We start from the raw sequence: 23,289 nt of genomic DNA, 5'->3' as shown, positions 1-23,289 counted from the left end.
AGTGCGTCGGGGCGCCGGCGCGCCCTGCGCTCGGCGGCGCTCAACGGCCGGCAGCCGCCGTGGCACCGGGCCCGTCGGCGATATGCCGCATGCGCGACGACAGCAGCGCCGCCGCCACCACCGCCAGCATCAGCCCCCCGCACGCGAGGAACAATTGCGCCGTCGTGACCTCCCGCATCACCCAGCCCGTCACCGAGGCCGACACCGGCGCCAGCCCCATGAAGATGAACATGAAGATGCTCATCGTCCGCCCGAGGTAGGCGGCCGGCACCCGGCGCTGGATCCACGTGAACACCGCCACCTGCACGAAGCCGCCGAGCAGCCCGATGAGCATCAGCAACGCAAGCCCCTGCCACAGCGCGGCGATGTGGCCGAGCGGCATCACCAGCACGCCGATCGAGGCGTCGACCAGCAGCAGCGTCGTGCCGAGGTTGCGCACGCGGGCGGTCGGCCGCGCACCCGCGAACACCATGCCCAGCAACGTGCCGGCCCCGTGCGCGCCCATCAACAGGCCGAACGCAGCTGCCCCCGGCGCTGGCAGCTCGCGAGCCAGCACCGGCAACGCGATCTGCAGCGGCCCGGTGATCAGCAGCGAGATCGCGGCCCAGTACAGGAAGCAGGTGCGCAGGTCGCGGTCCTGCCAGCACCAGCGCAAACCCTGCATCACCGACGACCACACGGCCGGGTGGCCGCCGGTGACCGCTGCCGTCTGCCCGAGCAGGCGCACCTTCGACAGCGTCCAGGCCGACAGCGCGAAGCTGAATGCATCGAACAAAAAGGCTGCACTCAGTCCGTGCGTGTCCATCGCCGCTTCCGATGCGCCCTGCCCGAACCAGACGATCACCCCGCCGGCCAGCAGCGGCCCCACGAAGAAAGACATCTGCCGCAGGCCCAGCATCACGCCGTTGGCAGCCGGCAGGTGCCGAGCGGCCACGACGTGCGGCAGCATCGACGTGCCGGCCGGGATGCTGAACGCCATCGCGAGGCCCAGCACGAAGGCCAGTGCGCCGATCGTCCACAGCGTCGCCTGCCCCGTGGCGAGCAGGACCGCCAGCAGCAGCAGCGCGGCGCTGCTGGCGTGCTTGGTCCACATCATCACGCGCTTGGGCGCATAGCGGTCGACCAGCGCGCCGCCGACCAGCATCAGCAGTGCGCGCGGCAGGCTCGCCAGCCCGAGCACGAGGCCCAGTGCGAGCGGATCGCCGGTCATCTGCAGCACCAGCCAGGGCAATGCGATCAGCGTGAACTGGTCGCCCAGCATCGAGATCGCGCCGCCGGCCAGCAGCCACAGAAAATTGCGGTCGCGGAACAGCGCGGCTCGGTCGCCGTCCGGTGGGGTGGTTCGAGTCATGGAAAAGCTCCTTCCCTTTCGATCAGGCAAGGAGTCTGCTGCCTCACGCTACGAGAGGGTCAAGCAGCTGGTGCGCAGCGGCGTGCAGATAGGCCTGCACATCGGCGGGCAGCGGCGTGCCGGCCGCCAGGACCGGCTCGGCCGCATAGGCGGCCAGCAGCCGGGCACGCAGCGCTTCGTCGCGGTCGGCCATGCGGTCGTACAGGCCGACGCAGCGAAGATGCAGGGTCTGCGCGGCCTCGCTGGAAGACGCGACGGCGTGCTGCATCGCGTCGCGCACGGCCGCCTCCAGCGCAGTCCACTCGTGTTGCGGCACCGGCTTGAGACGCCGTAGCTCGTCCCAGGTCAGGTGGCGCCGCAAGGCCTGCAGGCGCTGGTCGATGGGCCCCTCGATGTATCGCACCATGGCCAGCGACGGCCCGCTGCTGTTGTGCGTGGCGTGCTCGCGCTTGTACATCTCGCCCCAGCGCTGCATCAGGTCGAGGTCACCACCGAGCCAGGTGCTCATCAGCATCATCCAGCGGTGCGCGAGCGGCTGGACCGCCAGACTGTCGGCCACCACGCCCTGCTCCATCGAGCGGCAGATGTCGGCCATCAATTCGGCGAAGTCCTCGGCCACCCGGGACCAGTTGCCGAAGATGAGCTTCAGTTCGTCCGGGCTGAAGTACTTGTCGCAGGTGGTCATGGAACGCAGCGTCGCGAGCCAGTCGCCCGTGTCGGGCTGCTCGCCGGCTGCGAACTTGTCCTGCAGCAACGCCAGCAGCCGCCGCAGCTGCGTGGCCTGCTCGATCTGGCGGTCCAGCGAGCGGATCTGCTGCTCGACGATGGCCGGCAGCGTGGCGCGCCCGCCCTCGTCGAGCAGGCCGCGGATCTCGTCGAGCGACAGCCCCAGGTGGCGCAGCGCCTGGATGCCGTGCAGCCGCGCGATCTCGGCCTGCGTGTACAGGCGGTAGCCGCCCTCGGAGCGTGCCGACGGCTTGAGCAAGCCGATGGCGTCGTAGTGGTGCAGCGTGCGCACCGTGAGCCCGGCGTGCCGGGCGAGTTCGCCGATTCTGAGCAAGGCGCTCTCCGGAAGTCAGCCTTCCAGTGTGAAGTCTGACGTTACGTCAGACTCAAGCCTGCGGCGAGCGCAGCACGTCAGTTGCGACGTTGCAGGTGACGGAAGGTGATGCGGCCCTTGCTCAGGTCATAGGGCGAGAGTTCGAGCGACACCGCGTCGCCCGCGAGGATGCGGATGTGGTGCTTGCGCATCTTGCCCGACGTGTAGGCAACCAGTTGGTGGCCGTTGTCGAGCGTGACCCGATAGCGTGAATCGGGCAGGATTTCGTTGACCACGCCGTTCATCTCGATGAGTTCTTCCTTGGCCATGCCAGTCTCTCCTTAGATCAATGAAGATGGGGGAACACGCGCCGCGCCGATCCAGCTCAGACCTTCTTGGGTCGCATAGCGGAGGGCGGCTTGCTGTGAGTCGAACACCGGAACGAGACGCAGCACGCGGTCGTGCGTGGCGCTGCCTGTGCCGCTGCGGATCGAGACCGACGCAGCGTAGCTGCCGTCGTGCAATCGACGCGACAGCGGTGAAATCAAGTACTTGCCAGTTTGTATCGAGGTGCTGATGTAGCTCTCCATGGGCCGCCCGCGCGGTGCGTCATCGCGTTGCGACGGCGGTCGTCTGTCTGTCGTTCCAGCGCCGACGGCAGCCTCCACGAGGCTGCCACGCGCATGCAATGGGGCCCGCCGCTGCGGGCCGAGGAACCGCCCGCGAGGCGGCTCGCGCCTGTCAAGCAGGGCGGATGTTAGAAGCTTGCAGGCCTTTTTTGCCCTGCGTCACTTCGAAGCTCACGCGCTGATTCTCGGCGAGGCTCTTGAAACCGTTGCCCTGGATCTCGCTGAAGTGCGCGAACAGGTCCTTGCTGCCGTCATCAGGGGTGATGAAGCCGAAGCCTTTGCCGTCGTCGAACCACTTCACGGTTCCGGTTTGAGTCGTCATATGTTGATTCCTTTCAAGTCATGCGCAGCACATGCTGGCGCAGTGCAGAGACGCCAAGAAAGTCATCAACGGGAGAGTCCACGGGAACCTGCCGGGCGGGCCGGCAGAAAACTGAAGAGACCTACGAACAGACGGTCTTGTGCATACCTACGGGGGCGAATACTACTCTCTTGCGGTTCCACATGATGGGAATAGTGGCTTTCGCCCCACACTGCTGCAAGCACAGCGGCCCTCAGATGATGTGCCGCTCGACCAGCGGCCGGTTCTCCAGGAGGCGTGCCGGTGCCAGCGGATCGAGCGCCGGCGCATCGGTGCGGCCGCCGGCGAGCAGCGCGGCCATGCCGCAACCCACCGCCGGTGCATGCTGCATGCCATGGCCCGAGAAGCCGCAGGCCGCATAGGCGTTGCGCCAGCCGGGCAGGAGGCCGGCATAGCCGTTGTGGTCGAACGCGTTGATCTCGTAGTAGCCCGCCCAGCACGACCGCACGCGCAAGGCCTCGAACGCCGGCACGCGTGCGGCCAGCACGGGCCAGATCCATTCGTCGAACAGGGCGTGGTCGATGCGATCGAGCGGCTCGTCCGGCTCGTCGGTGCGCGGCGGCGCGCCTGCGATGAAGCCGCGCCCCTCGGGACGGAACCACACGCCGCTCGGGTCGATGACCAGCGGGCAGGCGGGCAGCACCGCCGGCGTGTCGAGCACGAACACGTCGCGCTTGCGCGGCGACACCGGCAATTCGAGGCCAAGCTGAGCCGACAAGGACGCCGACCACGCGCCGGCAGCGAGCACGAAGGCATCGCCCTCGTGGAGTTCTCCGGTGGTGCATTGCACCGCCACCACGCGATCGGCTGCCGTGACGAAGCGGCTGGCCTCGCCTTTGACGAAACGCGCGCCGCAGGCAACCGCCTTGCGGCGCAACGCCTGCATCAAGGCGGGGCCATCGAACCAGCCCTCGCCGCTGGCGCCCCACGAGCCCAGCGCGAGACCGTCGACCGCGAGCCAGTCGAAACGATGTTGCAATTGCAGCGGCGACAGCAGGTGCACGTCGGCGCCGGCGGCGCGCTGCACTTCGTGGCTGGCCCGCATGGCGTCGACGCCCGCCGGCGTGGCAAGGTACAGGTAGCCCGGCTCGACCAGTCCGATCTGCGGGCGATCGTCGCCGACCGCGAGTTCGTCGCCGACGCGCTGCATGAACCGCAGGCTCCATTGCGACAACGCGATGTTGACCGGCGTCGAGAACTGCTGGCGGATGGAACTGGCCGACAAGGCGCTGGATGCGCACGTGTAGCTCGGGTCGCGCTCGATCACCGTGACGCGTGCGCCGTGATCGCGCGCCAGAAAGCACGCGGTCGCCGCGCCCATGACACCGCCACCGACGATCACTACACTGGTTTGCACCATGCGAGTCTACTCAGCCGATGAGGTTCACGCAGCGCTGCCGTGGCCGCCGCTCGCGCGGGCGCTCGAAGCCGCCTTTGTCGCCGGTGCCGAGGCGCCGGTGCGTCATGCGCACGCCCTGTCCGAGCAGGACACGCTGCTGCTGATGCCGGCCTGGAACCCGCAGGTGATCGTGTTGAAGCTGGTCACCGTGATCCCGGGCGCGGCCGCCACCGTGCGGGCTGCCGTGCTGGTGTGCGACCGCCGCAGCGGCGAAGCGCTGGCCGTGCTGGACGGCGAGGCTCTCACGCTGCGCCGCACCGCGGCCACCTCGGCGCTGGCCGCGCAACGACTCGCGCGGGCCGATGCACGCACGCTGCTCGTTGTCGGCAGCGGCCGTCTCGCCGGCTGGATGGCGCGCGCCCACGCCGCATTGCGGCCGGGGCTGCAACGGGTGCTCGTCTGGGGACGGCGTGCAGCGCCTGCACAAGCTTTGGCGCAAGCGCTCGCGGCGCAGGGGTTGCCGGCCGGCGCCACCGATGACCTGGAAGGCGCGACACGCGGCGCCGACATCGTCTGCTGCGCCACCACGTCCACCGAGCCGCTGGTGCGCGGCGCCTGGCTGGCGCCCGGCGCGCACCTCGACCTCGTCGGCGGCTTCAAGCCCGACATGCGCGAAGTCGACGACGACGCGGTGGCCCGCTCGCGTATCGTGGTCGACACCTACGCAGGCGCCCTGAAGGAAGCGGGCGATCTGGTGCAGCCCTTGCAACGCGGCGTGATCACGCGCGAGCAAGTGGCCGCCGAGTTGGCCGAGCTGCTGCGCGGGCTGCACCCGGGCCGGCTCGGCCCGAGCGACATCACGCTCTTCAAGTCGGTGGGCACCGCTGTCGAGGACCTCGCGGCGGCGCAACTGGTGGTCTGCCCCCGGAGGCGGTGAACGACCTCGCGCGCACGCACCCGCCACGCATTGGCTTGCGGGCCATCCCCGGTGGACGGTCGCCGTGGTGACCCGGACAATACGGCCTTCATGCCGCTTGCCGGCTCATTTTTTTCCACCACGCTCGACGAAAGGATCACCAATGCCTCAAGCACGACGAATGTGCGGCCGCCTGCTCTCTCTCACGCTCCTGTTCTCGGCCCTGCTCATTCCCGTCGTCGAAGCCAGGCAGATGGTCAGCGTCGCACGCAACGAGATCAACATGCGCACCGGGGCCGGCACGCAGCACGAGCCGCTGTGGCTGCTCAGCCGGGGCTATCCGCTGCAGGTGGTCGCGCAGCGAGGCAAGTGGGTCAAGGTGCGCGATTTCGAGAAAGACGAGGGCTGGGTCTACCGGCCGCTGACATCGAAGCGTCCGCACCACGTCGTCAAGGCGAGCATCGCCAACGTGCGCAGCGGCCCCAGCACCAAAACGCGCGTCGTCGGCAAGCTGCGGTACGGCGAGGTGGTCCGCACGCTCGAGAAGCGCGAAGGCTGGGTCAAGGTGAGCCACCAGAGCGGCGTCAAGGGATGGATCGCCCGGCGCCTGCTCTGGGGCTGGTGATCGACTGCCGCCAAAGCGGCCGGCTTTCCACCGTTCGAACCCTCGCACGTGCTGTCGGTGAGCGCACGCGCGCCGCGTTGAGATCACGGGGCCGGACCAGCGGCGGCGGGCACTTCAACCGCGCCGAAGGAGGCCGTTCCAGGCGGCCCCCCTGCCACACGCGCTACTGCTGCGGGCTCGTGGTGGTGCCGCCTTGGTCCTGCTGGCGACGGCGCTCCTCTTCGGTCATCGGCGTGCCGGTGGTGCCGGTCGATCCCGGAACACCGGTTCCAGTGGCGCTGGTACTGCCGGTCGCGTCCGTGGATGGCGTGGTGCCCGCCGATCCCATTGCGCCCGCTGTCCCTGCATTGCCGGTCGCGGCGCCGGCATCGGCCGGTGCGGTCGTTCCGCCTGCGGTCGTGCCGGCATCGCCCATGCCGGCCGCCCCGGTGCCGCCCGCCGTTCCGGCTGCGGCGCCCGGCGTGGTGCCCGTTGCGGGGGCCGTCGGATCGGCCTGAACCACCGGCTCGGGGGCCGTTTCCTCGCGGCGGTCGCAGCCTGCCAGCACGAAGACGGCGGCAGCAGACAAGCTGGTCAGCGCAAGGGTTCGCTGCAGTGCGTTCATGTAGTGTGCTCCTGAATAGGTGTGCGGATCGAGGGGCATGCCGCCCCGGGGAAGGCGCGACTGCACGGCGCGCTCCCGGTTGCCTGCACACGGCATGCCCACGCCGTTCGCCCGTTGCGGCCGCCTGCCGGGCCGCCAACACGTAAAAACTCGCCTCGACCGGCCAGCTTTGCCGCCCACACCACCGCAAGACCACGTGTCGGACGGCGCCGACGCGCGCGTCAGCGTCCCGGGAATCGCTTCTTCGGACCGGCGTCCCTAGCATCCGTTCATATCGAAAGCATCTTCGACACGGGAGCGGCCCGCCAGCGGGTACCCGTCTTGCAAGGCCGAAGTGGCTCTTGCTGCGTCTGTCCACGATTCCAAGAAAGGCGTTCATGACGACCGGTGCCCTCGCCCACTCTCCGCCGTTCGCGCTGCTGGCGCTGGAACCCGTGCGCGCCGCGCTCGAATTCGCCGCGAGCCGGTTGGCATCGCATGACCACCTGCCACCCGGCGACGGGCATCCGGTCGTGATTTTCCCCGGCCTGGCGGCCGACAGGATGGCCGTCGGCCCGCTGCGCGGCTTTTGCGAACGGCTGGGCTACGCGGCCTCCGACTGGGGCCGCGGCGTCAATACCGGCCCGAAAGGCGACCTGGAAGCCTGGATAGACGAGCTGTGCGCCGACGTGCTGGCCCACCAGCGCGAGCACGGCCGGCGCGTCAGCCTGGTGGGCTGGAGCCTCGGCGGCATCTATGCACGCGAAGTCGCCAAGAAAGTGCCGCAGGCGGTGCGCCAGGTGGTGACGCTCGGCGCGCCGTTCGGCGGCACTGGCGAGAACACCAATGTCGGCTGGCTCTACCGTCTGCTGTCTGGTCAGGAGCCGGTGGTCGACGAGGTCTTGCGCATGCGTCTGTGCACGCCACCCGACGTGCCCACCACCGCGATCTACAGCCGCACCGACGGCGTCGTCGCATGGCAGTGCTGCGTCGAACGCGACGCGCCACAGGTGGAAAGCATCGAGGTCAACGAGGCAAGCCATGTGGGCCTGGTGTGGAATACCCGGGTCTGGACCATCCTCGCGGACCGGCTCGGCCAGCCCGAAGGGGCCTGGCGACCGTACGGGCAGAAGCCAGCCGGCGACACGCCGGCGGGGCTCGAGCTGTCCGTCGGCGACAGCAACTGAAGGGGCGCGCCGTGAGACATGCCGCTGCCGGAGCGAGTGCACAGCCCCTGTCCGTGCGGGTGTTGACGGTCAACACGCACAAGGGCTTCACGCCGCTGAACCGTCGCTTCATCCTGCACGAGCTGCGCGAAGCCGTGCGCAGCGTCTCGGCCGACATTGTCTTCCTGCAAGAGGTGCTGGGCACCCATGCGCGCCACCCCGAGCGCTTCGCCAACTGGCCACAGGCGCCGCACTACGAGTTCCTGGCCGACTCCATGTGGAGCGACTTCGCCTATGGTCGCAACTCGGTCTACCCGCATGGGCACCACGGCAACGCGGTGCTGTCGAAGTTCCCCATTTCGCGCTATCAGAACCGCGATGTCTCGATCGAGCGCAGCAAGGAAAAACGCGGCTTGCTGCATTGCGTGCTGACAGTGCCTCGCACGCGCACCGAGGTGCACGTGGTGTGCGTCCACCTGGGCCTGCGCGAGTCGCACCGGCGGCGCCAGCTGCAGCTGCTGTGCGAGCTGGTCGACATCGAGGTGCCGCGCGAGGCGCCGCTGGTGATCGCCGGTGACTTCAACGATTGGCGCCTGCGCGCGCACGAGGTGTTGCAAGGCTGCGGCGGGTTGCGGGAGGTCTACGTCGCCGCGCACGGCCACGCGGCGCGCACGTTTCCGGCCCGCTGGCCCGTCCTGCGGCTGGACCGCATCTATGTGCGCAACGCTCGCGCGCACCGCCCTCTTGCCTTACCGCCGCGGCCTTGGTCGCACCTGTCGGACCACTCACCGCTGGCGGCGGAGATCACGGTATGAACCATGACGAAACCCACGGCTGGAAGTCCGGCCACCGCCTGCGCCTGCTGGAGAACGGCGAGGAGTTCTTTCCCCGCGTGTTCGAGGCGATCCGCGCGGCGCGACGCGAGGTGTTGCTGGAGACCTTCATCCTGTTCGACGACAAGGTCGGCCGTGAACTGCGCGAGACACTGATCGCCGCGGCCCAACGCGGCGTGCGGGTCTCGGTCACGGTGGACGGCTACGGCTCGCCGGACCTGGGCGACGACTTCGTCGGCGGCATGACAGCCGCGGGCGTGCGCTTCCTGGTGTTCGACCCCAAACCCCGGCTGTTGGGCATGCGCACCAACCTGTTTCGGCGCCTGCACCGCAAGCTGATCGTCGTCGACGAGCGCAGTGCCTTCGTCGGCGGCATCAACTTCTCGGTCGAGCACCTGTTCGAATTCGGCCCCGCCGCGAAGCAGGACTACGCGGTGGAACTCGAAGGCCCGGTGGTCCAGGACATCCACCGCTTCATGCTCGATTCGATGGGCCTCGCACCGCTGGCTCCGCGCCGGTTGCGCCTGGTGCGCAGCGCCGAAGGCAGCGACGAAGGCCTGGGGGGAGCCCAGGTGCGCTTCGTCACCCGCGACAACGACGAGCACCATACCGACATCGAGCAGCAATACCTCTTTGCGCTGCGCTCCGCCCGTCGCCAGGTGGTGATCGCCAACGCCTACTTCTTCCCCGGCTACCGGGTGCTGCGCGAGATCCGTCGCGCGGCCCGCCGCGGGGTAGACGTGCGGCTGGTGCTGCAAGGCGAGCCCGACATGGCGATCGCGCAAATGGCGGGCCGCGTGCTGTACGACTTTCTGCTGCGCGACGGCGTGCGGGTCTACGAATACTGCCGCCGGCCGTTGCACGCCAAGGTGGCGGTGGTGGACGACGAATGGGCCACGGTGGGCTCCAGCAACCTCGACCCCTTGAGCCTGTCGCTCAACCTCGAGGCCAACGTCGTCGTGCGCGACCCGTACTTCGCGCACCAGCTGCGCTGCAAGCTGGCCGAGCTGATCCACCAGCACTGCCGTGAAATGGGCCCCGAGCATCGGCCTCGGCCTCGCTGGTGGCAGCTGAGCTTCGGCACGTTGATCTTCCACGTGCTGCGGCGCTTCCCGGCCTGGGCCGGCTGGCTGCCGGCACACACGCCCAAGCTTTCAGCGGTGCCGCCGCCGGCCCAGGCCGCAGCCGAAACCGCGGACCAGCGCCCGAGCGAAACCCCGACCCTCACCGCGACCAAGGGCGCGTGATGAGCACGACGGCCCACAAGCGCCTGCATGCGGCCACCGACCGGGGCGGCGAAGAACGCGCGCGCGGCGGCGGGTGGTGGCGCAGCCACTGGCCGAAGATCAAGAAGCTGCTGACCTGGGTCTTTTTCGCGGCAGTGCTGACGCTGCTCGTCTCGCACGCGTGGCAAGTCGACTGGCAGGACGTGATGCAGGCGTTGCGCCGCTATCCGCTACAAACGCTGGCCCTGGCCGCCGGCCTCGGGGCCCTGAGCCACCTGCTCTACAGCTGCTTCGACCTGTTCGGCCGCCGCTATACCGGGCACGGCCTGCCGCGCACGCAGGTGATGACGGTTGGCTTCGTCAGCTATGTCGTCAACCTGAACCTGGGCGCGTTGGTCGGCGGCGTCGCCTTCCGCTACCGGCTCTATTCGCGCCTCGGCCTCGACAACGGCACCATCACGCGCGTGCTCGGCTTGAGCGTGCTGACGAACTGGCTCGGCTACCTGGCGCTGGCGGGCGTGGTGTTCAGTTCACGCGCGATCGAAGTGCCGGCGCAATGGAAGATAGGCACCGGCGGGTTGCAGGCCCTGGGGCTCGTGCTGGTCGCAGTGGTCATCGCCTACCTCGGCGCGTGCGCCTACTCGAAACGGCGCAGCTTCAGCATCCGGGGGCACGAGCTCGAGCTGCCGCCTTGGCGCATGGCGCTGGTGCAGGTCGCGCTGTCATGCACGAACTGGCTGGTGATTGCCGGTGTCGTGTATGTCTTGCTGCAACAGAAGGTCGACTATCCGGTCGTCGTTGCCGTGCTGATGGTCAGTGCAGTGGCCGGCGTGCTGACGCACATCCCGGCTGGCCTGGGGGTGCTGGAGGCGGTGTTCGTCACACTGCTCGGTGGTCAGGTGCCGCAGGGACAGCTGCTCGCCGCACTGCTGGCCTATCGCGCCGTGTACTACCTGGCGCCGCTGAGCGTGGCCGGGTTGCTGTACCTGAGCCTGGAGGCAAAGGCGAAGAGCGGTGGCTCGCGCCGGCCTTCCTAGCGCCGGCAGGCGGTCATTGTTTGGTGGCCGAGAACGGCGCCACGACCCCCGCGCTTTCTGCCAGCTCGGACAGCATGGCGCGCGCCACCGGGCTGAGCGACTCGTTGTGGGAAGCGGCCTCCAAGGCCGAGGCGAAGGTCGCGTAATTGCATTTGGTGGCGGCTGCCAGCGCGAGCAGCGACTGGCGCCAGACTTGCTGGAGGATGTCCAGGGTTTCGGTCTGAGTCGGGTTCATCGGCGTCCTGCGAGGTGAGTGTGATGGAGATTCTGCCGAGGCAAGACCGCCCCGGCCGCCGTTCACACGTTGGCATGGGGTTTCAGCATACGGCGTACCCAGCGCGCCGTGAATGACCAGATGTTGCGAAAACGGCTGCTACCCCTGCTGTTTCTGACAGTGCTGGCGGTCTCGGGCTGGGCGCTGTACTCGGGCCGGCTCGAGGTGCCCGAGCGCTGGAACCCGTGGGCGCCCCTGCGCATTGAAGCGGCGCCGACCCTGGTGACGCGTATCAAGCTCGCCCGGTTGTCTCGCGACGCGCCGCAGTGTCGCGCCGTGCTCGCGACCGCCCGGCTGCTGTACGCGCCGCTGACGGACCGCGACACCGGCCCGGGCTGCGGTTTCGTGAACGCGGTGCGCGTTTCGCGGACCACCGCGCAAGTGGGGCAGGCGTTCGCCTTGAGCTGCCATGCCGCGGTCTCGCTGGCGATGTGGGAGCACCACGTGATGCAACCGGCCGCGCGGCGCCGTTTCGGCGAAGCCGTCGCGCGCATCGAGCACTATGGCAGCTACGCGTGCCGGAACGTCGGCAGCCGCGAAGGGGCGCGCCGCAGCCGGCACGCGACGGCTGACGCGCTGGACATTGCCGGTTTTGTTCTCGACGACGGCCGCCGCATCAGCGTGCTACGGCACTGGCCTCGCGACAACACGGAAGAAGCCGCTTTCCTGCGCGACGTGCACCGCGGCGCCTGCCGGTTCTTCGACGGCGTGCTGGGGCCGGAATACAACGCCGCCCACCGAGATCACCTGCACTTCGACCGCGGCCGCTTCAGGATTTGCCGTTGAGCGCCTCATGCAGCGACTTGCCACCCTCCTTCTGGTGTGCTGCGGCCTTGCCGCCCGGGCTGAGCCGCTGCCTGCGCTGCACATCGAGCGCGACAGCATCACCGTGTCCGGGCTCTCGTCGGGCGGCTACATGGCAGTGCAGCTGCAGGTGGCCTACTCGGCCACCTTCCGTGGCGTCGGCGCGATCGCCGCCGGGCCCTACCACTGCGCCGAAGGCTCGGCGCTGCATGCCAACGCTCGCTGCCTCGGGCGCGAAGACGCGGCCATCCCGGTCGATCGGCTCGTCGCGACGACGCGGCTGTGGGCGGCACAATCGCTGATCGACCCGTTGCAGCATCTGCGCGGGACGCGGGCGTATCTTTTTTCCGGCCGCAACGACAGCGTCGTGCGCCCGCGAGCCGTGCACGCTCTGCGGCACTACCTCGCCGCCTTCATTCCCGCCGACCAGCTGCGACACAGAGACGACGTGCCGGCCGAGCACGGCATGGTCACCGACGACCACGGCCAGCCCTGCGAGCGCAAGGGCACGCCTTACATCAACGACTGCGATTTCGACCTGGCCGGCGAGTTGCTGGCGCACCTGTACGGCCGGCTGCAGCCGCGCAACGACGGGCCGCTGCACGGGCGCCTCGTCGAATTCGATCAGCGCGAGTTCGGGCCCGGCCGCGGCATGGCCCGGCGCGGCTGGCTTTTCCTGCCGCAAGCCTGCGCGCGGCACGGCCCGCCTTGCCGCCTGCACGTGGTGCTGCACGGCTGCGGCCAGAACGCCCAGCGGCTCGGCGACCGCTACGTGCGCCACACCGGCTACAACCGCTGGGCCGACACCAACCGCCTGGTCGTGCTCTACCCGCAGACCAGCGTGACCGCACCGCACGCCTGCTGGGACTGGTGGGGCTATACCGGCAGCGACTATGCGCAGCGCAGCGGTGGGCAGATGGGTGCAGTGAAGGCGATGGTCGAGCGACTGGCGGCGGGGTCGACCCGCTGCGTGCGAGCGACCAACCTGGCCCACCTGCTGGCCGGCCGCGCGCGGGCCGGCTGGACCGGCGCCTATGCCCGCGGCTCACGGCAGCCCCTCGGCGGGCTCCTGGTGCGCAGCGGCCTGCGCGAAGTGTCGCCCGGGCACCAGGAACAATGCCCCCACGAGTTATTGAGCCGGCGCTAAAGAGTCCTTAAAGAGACCTTCCCACAATCGCTCCCAACGGCCAAGGTGGCATCACATCCGCCGCGGTGGACAAAGGAGTAGGGAATGGACCGACTGCACTCGATGCGTGTGTTTGCGAAAGTGATCGACGAGGGTGGCTTTGCCGCCGCGGCGCGGGCGATGGATGTCTCGGCAGCGGCCGTGACGCGACTCGTGGCCGACCTGGAAAGCCACCTCGAGGTGCGCCTGATCCACCGCTCGACACGCCGCCTGTCGCTCACGCCGACCGGCCAGGGCTACCTGGAGCGCGTGCGTTCCATCCTGAAACAGCTCGACGAAGCCGAGGCCCAGGTGGATGCCACCGTGCGCGCGCCGCAAGGCGTCGTGAAGGTCTCGGTGCCTGCCGCCGCGGTGGCACGACTGCTCGGTTCGAGGCTGCCGGCCTTGCAGCAGCAACATCGTGGGCTGGACCTCAGCCTCAAGGTGGCCGATTCACCGGCCGATGCCGACGGCGACATCGCCCTGCTGCTCGGCGGCAGCAACGCGCCGTCGACGCTCGACCCCGACACCGTCACACGCGCCGTGTTGCGCAGCCCTGGCGTGTTGTGCGCGTCGCCGCGCTATCTGGAACGTGCCGGCGTGCCGCAGCGCCCGGCCGACCTGCAGCGCCACGACTGCCTGCTCGCCCCGCTGGACGGCAGCGGCAGCACGACGCCGACCTGGCGCCTTGCCCCCCCGGAAGGCAGCAAGCCCGCTGCACCGCCGGCAGAGATCAAGACGAACTCGCCGCTGAGCGCGCAGCATCCCGACACGCTCTATGCCGCCGCACTCGGCGGGCTGGGCATCGTCGGGTTGCCGGCCCTGCTGGTCGAGGACGCGATCGCCGAAGGCCGGCTCGTGCCGGTGCTGCAGGCCTGGGCTGCCCCGGCCTTCACGCTCTATGCGGCGATGCCGTCGCGCAAGTTCGTGCCGGCACGCACCCGTGCGGTCATGGATTTTCTGGCGCATGGCTTGAAGACCGATGCGTAGGACGTTTCCTACGCGGCGATCGGACGGCCCACGATTCCCGGACACGTGTGCCGTCTCTACAGTCCCCACATCTACCCACATGGAAACGCTTTATCTTCCTGGGTCATGCAATGGACAGAACCAATAGCGGCAAATACCTTCTTCTCGTCGGCTCGCCCGACGCCCCGCGTGCCTTGCTCTTCGGCAACCGGCACGATTACCTGGCAGAACTCGACGACGACGAGTTCGTGATCGAGGACCTGATGAAAGCCGGCGCGCCCTGCCCGCCGCCGGAACCGTTGACGCGCCGCCTCGCGCGCGAGGTCGACCCCGCAATGGCACGCTGCTACCGACTTGCCGACTGGTGATGCGCCCCAGCACCGCGCGCCGCGGAAGCCGGCCAGGCGCTACTCGACGACGCTCGTGATCTGCCACTGCAGCGGCGTGCGCGGGCGGGCGTCGTCGCCCGCCTCGATCAGCACACCGGTGCCCCGGTCGCCCTTGCGCACCGAGTCCGGGTCCAGCCCCAACAGCCGCAACGCCGGCCCCATGTCGTTCGAGATCAGCAGCACCGTGTCGCGCCCGTCCACCGTGTACGGGCCGTCGTGCCAGCGCAGGCAGCGCCCCGGGTCGTCCGCGAGCCAGCGCTCGCCGCGCAACTCGAAACTGGCGCTGCGGCTTTCGTCGAACGAGAGGCTGCCCAGGACGATGCGTGAGTGCTTTTCCATCTTGCCGCTCGCTTTCTGCCGTCAGGGCCCGATCGACAACGACGGTGTCTCGTCGGGCGTCGGGTCCTGGCTGGCCGCGTGGTGCAGGTGCTGGGAGCCGCGTTGCGCGCGCCAGCGGTCGAACTCGCTGCAGAAACGCTGGTAGCGCTCTTCGCACCAGGCGCGGTAGTCGTCGTCCAGCTGGCGCGCGTGCTCTTCGCGCCACTGGCGGTAGTGCTCGTCGTTCGGATCGTGCGAGCCGTGCCGAGGGTCCATGAGGCCCGGCCGGTTCACGTGCGGGTGGGGGGGGTTCATCGCAGACAACCAGGACAAGGAATCAAACGTCCCTGGCGCAGCAACCGATGTACCTGCGTCGGCCCGGCCCCGTTTTCAGCTCAGGTCCGCGCGTGGCGCCGCCGCTTGCATGTATTGCGGCGACGTCACGCCCATCGACACGTAGATGCCGGTCAGCGCCTCGACCCCGATGCCCTCGGCCGGCGCCACCCACTCTGCCGGCACATACAACAGGCCCCCCCCAATGGGCACCGGTGCGGTCGGCACCAGGACCGCGTGATAACTGCGCCCGCCCACCAGCAACGGTTGCGGCGTCGACAACAGCGCCAGCACCGCCGCCCCGCCCGGCCCGCCGAAGTGGCACCACACCGGGCTCATCGACTTCAAGCCGTCTTCCTGGTCGCGCTTGGTCAGCAGGTCGACGAAGCGGCGCGTGAAGTCATACAGCGTGCGCACCACCGGGATGCGCAACAACACCGACTCCACCGCCCGCCGCAGCCCCTTCTGCAAACCCGACTCGACCAGCACCCCCAGCCCGAACACCGCGGCCATCACGACGGCCACCCCCAGCAGGTAGGCGATGACCTCGGAGCCGGTCACCCCCACCCCGATGGCGACCAGCAGCCCACCCAGCAAGCTTTGCGGCCCGATCCAGGCCAGCAGCAGCTGCACGATCCACAACAACACCGCCAGCGTGAGCGCCAACGGCAGCACGGCCACCAGGCCGGTGAGGAAAGTTCGCAGGAGTTTGCGCAGGCGGGTGTTCAAGGGGGCACTCCGTGGGGTGGGAGCGCTATTGTGGAGGTTCTGCCGGGGTACGCATGGACCGCATGCCGTCTGCATGGTGCGTTTTCAGCCACCCAACCAAACCCGGCATGCCACCCCGATACTCGGGAAAGGGTTTCGCCTCTCCGGAGAGTTCCATGAGTTTGGTGTCGCCGCGCCAGAACACGAGCCTCCTGCGCCATTGGCCTTCGATCTCTTCGACCACAAACTCCCACTCGCAATCGGCAAACGACAGGAGGGGACGCGCATGCCGGTCGAATAGCATGTCGCGCCCAACGAAGAAAAGCTTAGGCGCCAGAAGCGGGCTCAACGCGGCTTCAAGAGCCATCATCAGCACAAAGGCGGACAACCAGACACCGAACATCAATACCGGGACGAGGACCAGCGCTGCGGCCCTGCCTTCAGTGAGGCTGAGGCCCCAAGGCACAGAGAGGACACCTAGCCAAACGGGACACTGACGAAGCGCCAGTTCAACACGGGGATGCGACACCTCGGCCCAGAAAAAACGCGGCGAGCCGTCAGCGTTTAGCGCATCCGACGCCCTGAGATGAGCCTCTTGAATCGCGACATCAAAAGCCTTCGCTGAAGGCCCCTCCCCGGGCGCCAAATAAACAGCCCATGGGATTCGATCAAGAACATGCAGACGCCACCACCCCGCACCATCGTCATCGGCTCGCGCCTCCGTGAACAGGCACACGTGCGACCAAGGGACGAAGCCAAGCGTACGGGAACACAAGCCATTCTGGTCGACAGTCAGGTTTTCAGCTCGGCATGATTCGCCGCTCAACTTTTTGATTGCTGCGTTCAACGTCAAGAGTAGCGCAATGCAGGCGATGGCAGCACCGAAAACAGCGAGTGCCGACATCGTCCAGTACAGAAGAATCGGTGACACGACGGAACCCCGTTGGCTTGCCAGACCGAGAATGACGCTGCCAACAACGGTCGGCATCAGCAGAACCGTCAAGCAAGCAATCAGCCAAACACGCACTCGGCAATGGAATACGACGGAAAACTGCTGCGCGGACGACTCTTGTTGGAGCAGGCCCTGACCCCGAAGTGCTGTTATCTCTGCCATCGTCGCTAGGCAACAAGCACCGATTCGCCGCGGAGGGCGGTGGACGCTTGTGCGCCGTTGATCCGACGCCGATCGAAGCCAGGAAAATTCTTCATCGCAATGCGGGTGACCGCTTCCTGCCGTAGCACCCTACGGTTTAAATTGCAGGAGGTAGATAGACGCACCTGCCGTCGCCGCGAGGAGCGCCACAGTCAGGCGGCCGGCAATCCACCGGCGCCCGCGCTACTGTGCTTGGTGCAGCGCCTCCCCCACTCGCTCGTGCACCACCTGCGGCCAGACCGTCTTGCGCATGGTCAGATGACTGATCCAATTGCACACACCCCACAGCAGGTTCATCGGCAACGTGATCGGCAAACAGATCAAGGCCACGATCACGACAAAGCGGGAATCGCGCCGCCAATCCTTGAACCGAGGGCCGAACGGGCCTACCACGCCCAAGCTCTGCCACAGATTCTTGGGACGTGCGAACGCTTGCAGCGCTTCTCCCTGTGGCACCCCGGGCCCGCGCTCTTCCATGAAGCGCCGCAGGTGCTCCCACAACATCGGCACGCTGTTTTCGCCCAGCCCCATGCTATTGCCCACATTGATTTCTTCCAACAGCCGCCCGTGTTTTTCGCCGGGCTGCGGATCGTCGCGCGCCACGAGCACCAGGCGATGGATGCGCGAGACCGTCTGGCCCGACGTCACGAGTTCCACGCGGTGTTCCGCGGTGAGGCGGTCCCAATCGTATTCGGCCCCTTGCAACTGGATCGGTTTGAAGCGGTTCACGCCCCGGTCGGCCGAACCATCCAGTGGAGTGAACAGTTGGTACACCTTGCGGTGCTTGCGGTCGAAGATCGTGGGCTGCGACTCCGCCGCGAACATGTCCAGCTTCCAGGCGGTGACAAGCCATGGTCGAGCAAAGTACCAGAGAAACAGAAAGAGAAAACCATAGACGGCGACTGTGCCGATTCCGATGCCGAGCTCAATCTCCAAGGCGATTGTCGAGGGAAGGCGCGTTGCGATCCAGACCAATACTGAGGCAATACACACAAACACCATCAAGCCGGCGCCGCGCATCTGGGGCGAACCAGCGGCATCGTTCAATTGAATCGCATCCGGATATACCGCCCAGACAAGCCCAGATGCGCTGGGTGTATCACTCGCACGACGGTTCCGGCTAAAACGCGTCAACACCCCGTGCATCGCATCGCGGTGAGGCGTGGCGGGCTGGGTGTGGGCCGATAGCACCACTTCGGGTGCCACGTGCTCCCCATGCTTCAGCAGGGCCGGTTGCTGGCGCTGGTGCCGCCCCGACTTGTCAACGCCGCTCTCAGCCTGCATTGACCCTCACCCTCGCGTCATCCGCTCGGGCGTTCTCACGTGCTTGTTTCTCTTCGTCCGTCATCCCTGTTTCCAGCATTTCCTTGAAAGCTTTTTCTTCCTCTGTCCAACTCTTGCGCCAGAACTGGCAAGAAAGCAATCAGTCGCACACGAGTTCGCCAATGGAACACAACGGAAAACTGCCGTGCGGACGGCTCCATTTTGACGCATATCTTGAACCCGAAGTGCTGTTATCTCGGCCATCGTCGCTAGTCAACAAGCACCGATTCTTCGCGGAGGAGGCGAGACACTTGTACGCCGTCGATCCGGCGCCGATCAAAGCGGGCAAAATTCATGATCGCACCGCGGGTGACCGCTTCCTGCTCTATTAGAACCCTAGGGTTTGACCAGCAGGAGGTAGATCGACGCACCTGCCATCAGCGCGAGGAGAGCCACAGTTAGGCAGCCGGCAATCACGGATGAAAGCCGAGCCTTCACTTCAGGGCGGCCGCTTGCCCTTTGCTTTTCATCCCGAAGCTCCATCACGGTGATGCCGCGCGAAGCCGCGTCGGCGTCTTCTGGCCATCGAGCTTGAGGCGCGAGCTTCAAAGCGATGTAGTTGGTCATTCCCAGCGGCAGGAACAGGGGCACCAACGGCACCGTCACGATCACCAAAAACAGGCTGGCGAGCGCGACCGCGACACCTCGACCGAACATTTCTCGCCGGGCAGAGCGGCCCCATTCGTTGAGCATCATCCACGGCATGTATTCGAACAAACTGCGGATGTAGTGGACCGAGCCATCCTTCAGCGGCACCTCCGGCACCGCGCGCAAGCCTCCCGCCATGTATTTGCACAAATAGGTCCAAGCGTGGTCATACTCGACCGTGGTCATGCTTGGCCCCATCAAAAACTCTCTTTCCAGCACCCGATGGGTGCCGGGCTCACAGCGAGTCAGGAGCATCGAGTAGCGAACGGTATAGATTTTTCCATTGAACCCTGCCACGCGCATCACCTCGGCGCGCGTGTCGGCCCACTCCCAAACCTTGACGATGCTCCGCCATCGTGCAAAAGGATTCCACCGGGGAATATAGCAGTTGAAGTATATTTTCTGCTGCAACCTATTAAACCTTACTGGCACCTCGCGCGGGGAAAAAATATCCAGCTTGATAAAATAAAGGGCAACCGCCGCCCAAACGAACGAAAAAAGCAACGCAAAAACATTGAACACCCCGTCGCTCGGCTCCATACCAAGAATAAACCAGCAGCCAGCGACAGTTATCACCAACAAAAAAACGCCGAGCAGCAAAACCAGCCCTCGGACCGCCAACCGCTCTCTCCCGAAGTCCAAATAGACCTCGTTTGCATTGTTTATTTGCTCGTGTATATAAGCGCGGCTCTCATTGCAACCTTTGGCAGCGACGGGCAGATCGGAATGCCAGTGCGGGTGCTGAGGGGTCAACTCGCTTCCCTGCGCCACTTTCAGTCCGTCTCCAATTGTTTGACCTCAAGAAGTGCACTTTCGTCCGTTGCGTCCGGCCAGTATTTTAGTTGAAGTGCCACGCGCTTATAGTGCGCACCTGCCAGAAACTGCATTTTCATGACTCGCACGCCATGTTCTATCGAATCTTTAGAGGTACTTCTTTGCCATAGCAACGAGCCATCTAGCACCTTGGCCGGCAAATTTTCCGGAACGGGCGTGTTTATATTTTCACGATACAGCAGATAGCCATTATTATTCGAATCAATGGCGGTAACCAACAAACTGAGCGCACTGCCTTGCTTATCATACTGCGGCAGCATGATCTCCATATTTACAGTATCTTGCTTCTTTAAGAGTTCATTCCAATCATCATTGAAGCTGATTTCAGCCTTCAAACCAAGAACAAGACAATTCATTTCTGCAAGCTCAGTTGCGAACTCTCGACTGCTCCATTTCCCTTCCGTTCGCTGCCCTTTCCCCCAGAAACAGCGATCCAGCCAAATTTCCGCAGGGCTGTCGGTTGCGTGAGTCGCTGCAATAACAAGGCCGACTCCGACAACGGCCAAGAGTATCGCGATACCGAGTGGGCCGAGCAGTGACGCTGCGCCAATAGCAACGGCATAGCCTCCCATGATGGAAGCGCCCGCAAGTACTCCTGAGCCTACAAAGTAGAGACGCGCGGCGTCCCTATCCCCTTTAGCCGCGGCCTGCCGCATCGCATGAAACGCTTGCACCGAATCCACTGCAGTAGATACAGCAGCGAGCCCGCCACCTACCTTTATGAAAAGTTTCCCGACAGCTTCTTTCGCAAGCGCTTTGAAACCAGCGCCTACAATCTCTGCGGTCGCGGCGATGACACCCAGTCCGGCCGACGTCAGTGACATCAATGCTTCTGCCCGATCTTTGCCGAGCTTCTGCTGCACTTGGTTGTACGCGTCTTGATACGCCCACATCTGGAAGTAGAGCGATCCGGCGGCGAGCAGAAGATCCTTGCTGCCACCGAGTCGCACTGCTGAGCCCAGGAGTTTACGCGTCAGATTGTTGGCCTGCGCCGCGGTCAACTGCATGCCTTGCAGTGCTTTCTGCGCCGCAGCAGCTGCCTCGTTAGACAGGGTGATTCCTGCCACCCGCACCAACGATTGAGCCGCTCGGCCGCCGGCCATTGCCACATCGGCGCCCTTCAACACGCGGTTGATTTCGCCGCCGATGACACTGTTGAGGTGATTGAGGAGCGAGCGGCCAGCGTCTGCCACCCACAGCGTGACCTTGATCGCTAGGTCCCTGACGCGGGGATCGCTCAAGTTCAACATCCCGGCCAGAACTAGCGCTCGAACCTGTTTCCCGTCCGGAGTGACGGCAGATAATGGCTGCTGCGCCAATTTCTCCAAAGCCGCACGGCTCGCTTGCGCGGCGCTGACACCAGCCTCCCTCATCGCCCTCATGTATTCGCCAAGGGTCGTGTTGATCGTAATGAATACGCCCTGCACGTTTCGGTAGAGGTGCAACCCCGCCTGCTGCGCCCTCAACAATGTGGCGCTCCGAAGGCGGTCTAGCTCGTGCGCGAGTGCGGCGCCTGCAGCCTGCATCGCGGTCTGAATGTGCGCCAGCCCCGCCGTCAGAGCAGTGCTACTTGCAAGTGCCCTCACAGCCTTGGCAGCTTCGTCCGTACCCGATAGATCCTTGATCAACCCATACAACTTGTCTGCTCGAGCCGCGGACTCCACCTTCCCGCTCGTGACCTCGGTAGGGGACGGAAAGTCCTCTGGCACCTTGTCAGGCAAGAGTTCTTTGACGATGTCCTTACGTCCCCCAAAGTACGCACGATAGACCGGATTGGTGCTGTCCCATGGTTTCTCATGCACGAGCCATCGTTTCCACACTTCGTAGCTGTCGGCCTGCATCGGCCCACCACTGAGTGCAGCAGCGCCCATCTCGATGGCCCTGATCCAATCGTCAGCGGTCGCACTGAAGTCGTCGAACCAGCTTACCCATTCTGGGTCTCCCGCCCACTTGGCGTAATCTTCGTCGCAGTCCTTGAGGTTGCTTTGGAATAGTTCCGATGTCCGGGTGTGGTCCACCATGAACAAGTGGCGGCCTGTCTCGTCGTATCGGTTCTCCAAGCGTGCCCATCTATTCCCCGCCTCAAGACGAGCTGCCTCGCGCAATTTTGATGCGCCGGACGATTCCTCTTTGAGCAACTTCGCGATGTCGCCTTTTACTCCCTGCTCTCGTGCAACATCTAGCAGTGCAGATTGCTCGTAGATGGCCTTGAGGCCCATGATTGCTTGTGAGATCAGCACAGGCCGGGCCACATCCAGCTGACCAATGTATTCTTGGTGCCACTCCGCCAACAGATGCCGCGTGTGGTTGATCTCCTGCACGATCCCCACCGGGTCGTACAAGGCAAATGCTGCAACACGTTTGCTGCGACCCGGCCAATCCTCACGCGCGACCCAACGGTTCGCCAGTTCCTGCAGAGGCTCCAGTTGACTCGGACGACCATAAAATCCATGGACGCTCGGGAGTGAGCCGGAGATTTTGCTCGCTTCTTGATTCGGACCGCGTGACAGGTACCTTGTGTGCCAGCGTCGGCGCATTAGATCATCGGCATCGCGCGCATATTCCTCGACCATCTTGGACAGCGTGTCTGTATCAGCAAGATCGAGGCTGTGGGAGTAGTTGCCAGGTAAGGAAGTGAGCGCGGCACAATTGATCGCTTGCATGCGCTGCTCAGGGGCTGACTCACGCGCCCTTCTGACCTCGCGGCTCCATACGTTGTGGCTGAACGCGGCCCAGATGGTGCCTTGGGCATGTTCAGGCGGCACGGTTATGAAACCGGACGGCAGGTTGTGCGACTGCCGCTTGCAGACTACGCTCATTTCACGGTCTGTCTTTTGGTCAGGATTATCGGGATCCGCGAGCAAACGTAGCAAGCCGTCACTAGTAACCGCGTAGACCTGCCACTTCCCGGATTGCCCCAAATAGACATGCACAAAGCCAGCCCGCAACGTGCGCAAGGTGTAGTCGTGGCGCTTGAGTTCGTGCCTACGCAGCTTGTTGTCAGGGTCGAACTTGAACTTCAGACTGCGAAGCTCCGGACCATGCCGGTGCAGCATCGTGGGCACGACTGCATAGCGCAACAGCAAGATGGGAAGGCCCTCTCGTTGGCAGAATGAACATCTGCCATTGGAGCCCAGGGCGCAAATCTTCGCCTGCTGATTGTTCGCGCGTAGAGTTTGAGCGCTGTGTCTTCGGGCGGGTTGTTGGGGCTGTGTCAAGGTCGGCATGTCTGGGGCCGCATCTATAGGTGAAATGGCATGGGCTGG

26 protein-coding genes are annotated in these 23,289 nt (G+C 65.7%); 11 read left to right on the top strand and 15 right to left on the bottom strand.

The features are described from left to right. Nucleotides 1–40: 40 nt before the first annotated feature. The 6 genes from M8A51_RS09345 to M8A51_RS09320 all read right to left on the bottom strand — a co-directional run bounded on the left by M8A51_RS09345 (nt 41) and on the right by M8A51_RS09320 (nt 4,740). A complete protein-coding gene (locus M8A51_RS09345; RefSeq protein WP_251777939.1) occupies nt 41–1,351 on the bottom strand; it encodes an MFS transporter in 1,311 nt (436 codons plus the stop codon). 43 nt (nt 1,352–1,394) lie between these two features. Then, a complete protein-coding gene (locus tag M8A51_RS09340; protein ID WP_251777938.1) occupies nt 1,395–2,411 on the bottom strand; it encodes a MerR family transcriptional regulator in 1,017 nt (338 codons plus the stop codon). Nucleotides 2,412–2,488: 77 nt separating this feature from the next. Continuing rightward, nucleotides 2,489–2,719 (bottom strand): translation initiation factor IF-1, encoded by a 231-nt coding sequence (infA, locus tag M8A51_RS09335; RefSeq protein WP_251777937.1) that lies wholly within the window; start codon nt 2,717–2,719, stop codon nt 2,489–2,491. Nucleotides 2,720–2,731: 12 nt separating this feature from the next. After that, nucleotides 2,732–2,980, bottom strand: coding sequence for a hypothetical protein (locus M8A51_RS09330; RefSeq protein ID WP_251777936.1), 249 nt, complete (start codon nt 2,978–2,980; stop codon nt 2,732–2,734). A gap of 151 nt (nt 2,981–3,131) precedes the next feature. Continuing rightward, on the bottom strand, nt 3,132–3,341 hold the full coding sequence (gene cspE / locus M8A51_RS09325) for a transcription antiterminator/RNA stability regulator CspE (RefSeq protein WP_251777935.1): 210 nt from the start codon (nt 3,339–3,341) through the stop codon (nt 3,132–3,134). Nucleotides 3,342–3,573: 232 nt separating this feature from the next. Further along, nucleotides 3,574–4,740: an NAD(P)/FAD-dependent oxidoreductase gene (locus M8A51_RS09320; RefSeq protein WP_251777934.1), complete on the bottom strand. Its 1,167-nt coding sequence runs from the start codon at nt 4,738–4,740 to the stop codon at nt 3,574–3,576. On the opposite strand from M8A51_RS09320, the gene lhpI reads away from it, so the two are divergent. Both lhpI and M8A51_RS09310 read left to right on the top strand, forming a co-directional pair. After that, nucleotides 4,739–5,656, top strand: a complete 918-nt coding sequence (lhpI, locus tag M8A51_RS09315; protein WP_251777933.1) for a bifunctional Delta(1)-pyrroline-2-carboxylate/Delta(1)-piperideine-2-carboxylate reductase — start codon at nt 4,739–4,741, stop codon at nt 5,654–5,656. The two genes, M8A51_RS09320 and lhpI, sit on opposite strands and share 2 nt — an antisense overlap. A 142-nt stretch (nt 5,657–5,798) precedes the next feature. Continuing rightward, nucleotides 5,799–6,260: an SH3 domain-containing protein gene (locus M8A51_RS09310; protein WP_251777932.1), complete on the top strand. Its 462-nt coding sequence runs from the start codon at nt 5,799–5,801 to the stop codon at nt 6,258–6,260. A 163-nt stretch (nt 6,261–6,423) separates the two neighbouring features. Here M8A51_RS09310 and M8A51_RS09305 read toward each other — a convergent pair whose 3' ends face one another. Next, a complete protein-coding gene (locus tag M8A51_RS09305) occupies nt 6,424–6,864 on the bottom strand; it encodes a hypothetical protein (protein ID WP_251777931.1) in 441 nt (146 codons plus the stop codon). Between the two features lie 377 nt (nt 6,865–7,241). On the opposite strand from M8A51_RS09305, the gene M8A51_RS09300 reads away from it, so the two are divergent. Genes M8A51_RS09300 through M8A51_RS09285 form a run of 4 tightly spaced genes read left to right on the top strand, consistent with a single transcriptional unit; the run spans nt 7,242 to nt 11,105 of the window. Continuing rightward, nucleotides 7,242–8,030, top strand: a complete 789-nt coding sequence (locus tag M8A51_RS09300) for an alpha/beta fold hydrolase (protein WP_251777930.1) — start codon at nt 7,242–7,244, stop codon at nt 8,028–8,030. Nucleotides 8,031–8,041: 11 nt separating this feature from the next. Beyond that, nucleotides 8,042–8,824: an endonuclease/exonuclease/phosphatase family protein gene (locus M8A51_RS09295; protein WP_251777929.1), complete on the top strand. Its 783-nt coding sequence runs from the start codon at nt 8,042–8,044 to the stop codon at nt 8,822–8,824. Continuing rightward, entirely contained in the window at nt 8,821–10,089 is a 1,269-nt protein-coding gene (gene clsB / locus M8A51_RS09290; RefSeq protein ID WP_251777928.1) for a cardiolipin synthase ClsB, read from the top strand. The genes M8A51_RS09295 and clsB overlap by 4 nt, the downstream gene beginning before the upstream one ends. Further along, nucleotides 10,089–11,105, top strand: coding sequence for a lysylphosphatidylglycerol synthase domain-containing protein (locus M8A51_RS09285; RefSeq protein WP_251777927.1), 1,017 nt, complete (start codon nt 10,089–10,091; stop codon nt 11,103–11,105). Before clsB ends, M8A51_RS09285 begins: the two co-directional genes overlap by 1 nt. Nucleotides 11,106–11,118: 13 nt before the next feature. Here the strand turns inward: M8A51_RS09285 and M8A51_RS09280 are convergent, their stop codons facing one another. Then, entirely contained in the window at nt 11,119–11,340 is a 222-nt protein-coding gene (locus M8A51_RS09280; protein ID WP_251777926.1) for a hypothetical protein, read from the bottom strand. 120 nt (nt 11,341–11,460) lie between these two features. On the opposite strand from M8A51_RS09280, the gene M8A51_RS09275 reads away from it, so the two are divergent. The 4 genes from M8A51_RS09275 to M8A51_RS09260 all read left to right on the top strand — a co-directional run bounded on the left by M8A51_RS09275 (nt 11,461) and on the right by M8A51_RS09260 (nt 14,685). Further along, nucleotides 11,461–12,165, top strand: coding sequence for an extensin-like domain-containing protein (locus M8A51_RS09275; protein ID WP_251777925.1), 705 nt, complete (start codon nt 11,461–11,463; stop codon nt 12,163–12,165). A gap of 7 nt (nt 12,166–12,172) precedes the next feature. Further along, on the top strand, nt 12,173–13,330 hold the full coding sequence (locus tag M8A51_RS09270; RefSeq protein WP_251777924.1) for an extracellular catalytic domain type 2 short-chain-length polyhydroxyalkanoate depolymerase: 1,158 nt from the start codon (nt 12,173–12,175) through the stop codon (nt 13,328–13,330). Between the two features lie 84 nt (nt 13,331–13,414). After that, on the top strand, nt 13,415–14,338 hold the full coding sequence (locus tag M8A51_RS09265; protein ID WP_251777923.1) for a LysR family transcriptional regulator: 924 nt from the start codon (nt 13,415–13,417) through the stop codon (nt 14,336–14,338). A 110-nt stretch (nt 14,339–14,448) separates the two neighbouring features. Continuing rightward, nucleotides 14,449–14,685 (top strand): hypothetical protein, encoded by a 237-nt coding sequence (locus tag M8A51_RS09260; RefSeq protein ID WP_251777922.1) that lies wholly within the window; start codon nt 14,449–14,451, stop codon nt 14,683–14,685. Nucleotides 14,686–14,724: 39 nt separating this feature from the next. Here M8A51_RS09260 and M8A51_RS09255 read toward each other — a convergent pair whose 3' ends face one another. The 5 genes from M8A51_RS09255 to M8A51_RS09235 all read right to left on the bottom strand — a co-directional run bounded on the left by M8A51_RS09255 (nt 14,725) and on the right by M8A51_RS09235 (nt 18,424). Next, entirely contained in the window at nt 14,725–15,045 is a 321-nt protein-coding gene (locus M8A51_RS09255) for a hypothetical protein (protein WP_251777921.1), read from the bottom strand. A gap of 21 nt (nt 15,046–15,066) precedes the next feature. Beyond that, entirely contained in the window at nt 15,067–15,339 is a 273-nt protein-coding gene (locus M8A51_RS09250) for a hypothetical protein (protein ID WP_251777920.1), read from the bottom strand. A 75-nt stretch (nt 15,340–15,414) separates the two neighbouring features. Beyond that, on the bottom strand, nt 15,415–16,086 hold the full coding sequence (locus tag M8A51_RS09245) for a DUF502 domain-containing protein (protein WP_251777919.1): 672 nt from the start codon (nt 16,084–16,086) through the stop codon (nt 15,415–15,417). A 25-nt stretch (nt 16,087–16,111) separates the two neighbouring features. Next, a complete protein-coding gene (locus M8A51_RS09240; RefSeq protein ID WP_251777918.1) occupies nt 16,112–17,068 on the bottom strand; it encodes a hypothetical protein in 957 nt (318 codons plus the stop codon). Nucleotides 17,069–17,401: 333 nt separating this feature from the next. After that, nucleotides 17,402–18,424, bottom strand: coding sequence for a DUF6708 domain-containing protein (locus tag M8A51_RS09235; RefSeq protein ID WP_251777917.1), 1,023 nt, complete (start codon nt 18,422–18,424; stop codon nt 17,402–17,404). Nucleotides 18,425–18,663: 239 nt separating this feature from the next. Between M8A51_RS09235 and M8A51_RS09230 the strand changes: the two genes are divergently transcribed. Then, on the top strand, nt 18,664–18,873 hold the full coding sequence (locus M8A51_RS09230) for a hypothetical protein (RefSeq protein WP_251777916.1): 210 nt from the start codon (nt 18,664–18,666) through the stop codon (nt 18,871–18,873). A gap of 4 nt (nt 18,874–18,877) precedes the next feature. Here the strand turns inward: M8A51_RS09230 and M8A51_RS09225 are convergent, their stop codons facing one another. Further along, nucleotides 18,878–19,942, bottom strand: coding sequence for a DUF6708 domain-containing protein (locus tag M8A51_RS09225; protein ID WP_251777915.1), 1,065 nt, complete (start codon nt 19,940–19,942; stop codon nt 18,878–18,880). Between the two features lie 20 nt (nt 19,943–19,962). Then, on the bottom strand, nt 19,963–23,250 hold the full coding sequence (locus M8A51_RS09220) for a T6SS effector BTH_I2691 family protein (RefSeq protein WP_280926051.1): 3,288 nt from the start codon (nt 23,248–23,250) through the stop codon (nt 19,963–19,965). Nucleotides 23,251–23,289: the final 39 nt, after the last annotated feature.

It is taken from the genome of Caldimonas mangrovi (assembly GCF_023721835.1).
Taxonomy (GTDB): Bacteria; Pseudomonadota; Gammaproteobacteria; order Burkholderiales; family Burkholderiaceae_C; genus Caldimonas; species Caldimonas mangrovi.
Note: the sequence above shows the minus strand (reverse complement) of the source record. Positions and strands in the feature narration are given on the sequence as shown.

What these genes read in the sequence shown, in the direction of transcription:
- clsB (WP_251777928.1), top strand. Translation starts at nt 8,821, where the DNA reads ATGAACCATGACGAAACCCACGGCTGGAAGTCCGGCCACCGCCTGCGC.
- M8A51_RS09260 (WP_251777922.1), top strand. Translation starts at nt 14,449, where the DNA reads ATGGACAGAACCAATAGCGGCAAATACCTTCTTCTCGTCGGCTCGCCC.
- infA (WP_251777937.1), bottom strand. Translation starts at nt 2,719, where the DNA reads ATGGCCAAGGAAGAACTCATCGAGATGAACGGCGTGGTCAACGAAATC.
- M8A51_RS09265 (WP_251777923.1), top strand. Translation starts at nt 13,415, where the DNA reads ATGGACCGACTGCACTCGATGCGTGTGTTTGCGAAAGTGATCGACGAG.
- M8A51_RS09275 (WP_251777925.1), top strand. Translation starts at nt 11,461, where the DNA reads ATGTTGCGAAAACGGCTGCTACCCCTGCTGTTTCTGACAGTGCTGGCG.
- M8A51_RS09330 (WP_251777936.1), bottom strand. Translation starts at nt 2,980, where the DNA reads ATGGAGAGCTACATCAGCACCTCGATACAAACTGGCAAGTACTTGATT.
- M8A51_RS09220 (WP_280926051.1), bottom strand. Translation starts at nt 23,250, where the DNA reads ATGCCGACCTTGACACAGCCCCAACAACCCGCCCGAAGACACAGCGCT.
- lhpI (WP_251777933.1), top strand. Translation starts at nt 4,739, where the DNA reads ATGCGAGTCTACTCAGCCGATGAGGTTCACGCAGCGCTGCCGTGGCCG.
- M8A51_RS09230 (WP_251777916.1), top strand. Translation starts at nt 18,664, where the DNA reads ATGGAACACAACGGAAAACTGCCGTGCGGACGGCTCCATTTTGACGCA.
- M8A51_RS09305 (WP_251777931.1), bottom strand. Translation starts at nt 6,864, where the DNA reads ATGAACGCACTGCAGCGAACCCTTGCGCTGACCAGCTTGTCTGCTGCC.
- M8A51_RS09255 (WP_251777921.1), bottom strand. Translation starts at nt 15,045, where the DNA reads ATGGAAAAGCACTCACGCATCGTCCTGGGCAGCCTCTCGTTCGACGAA.
- M8A51_RS09250 (WP_251777920.1), bottom strand. Translation starts at nt 15,339, where the DNA reads ATGAACCCCCCCCACCCGCACGTGAACCGGCCGGGCCTCATGGACCCT.
- M8A51_RS09320 (WP_251777934.1), bottom strand. Translation starts at nt 4,740, where the DNA reads ATGGTGCAAACCAGTGTAGTGATCGTCGGTGGCGGTGTCATGGGCGCG.
- M8A51_RS09310 (WP_251777932.1), top strand. Translation starts at nt 5,799, where the DNA reads ATGCCTCAAGCACGACGAATGTGCGGCCGCCTGCTCTCTCTCACGCTC.
- M8A51_RS09345 (WP_251777939.1), bottom strand. Translation starts at nt 1,351, where the DNA reads ATGACTCGAACCACCCCACCGGACGGCGACCGAGCCGCGCTGTTCCGC.
- M8A51_RS09285 (WP_251777927.1), top strand. Translation starts at nt 10,089, where the DNA reads ATGAGCACGACGGCCCACAAGCGCCTGCATGCGGCCACCGACCGGGGC.
- M8A51_RS09300 (WP_251777930.1), top strand. Translation starts at nt 7,242, where the DNA reads ATGACGACCGGTGCCCTCGCCCACTCTCCGCCGTTCGCGCTGCTGGCG.
- M8A51_RS09270 (WP_251777924.1), top strand. Translation starts at nt 12,173, where the DNA reads ATGCAGCGACTTGCCACCCTCCTTCTGGTGTGCTGCGGCCTTGCCGCC.
- M8A51_RS09280 (WP_251777926.1), bottom strand. Translation starts at nt 11,340, where the DNA reads ATGAACCCGACTCAGACCGAAACCCTGGACATCCTCCAGCAAGTCTGG.
- cspE (WP_251777935.1), bottom strand. Translation starts at nt 3,341, where the DNA reads ATGACGACTCAAACCGGAACCGTGAAGTGGTTCGACGACGGCAAAGGC.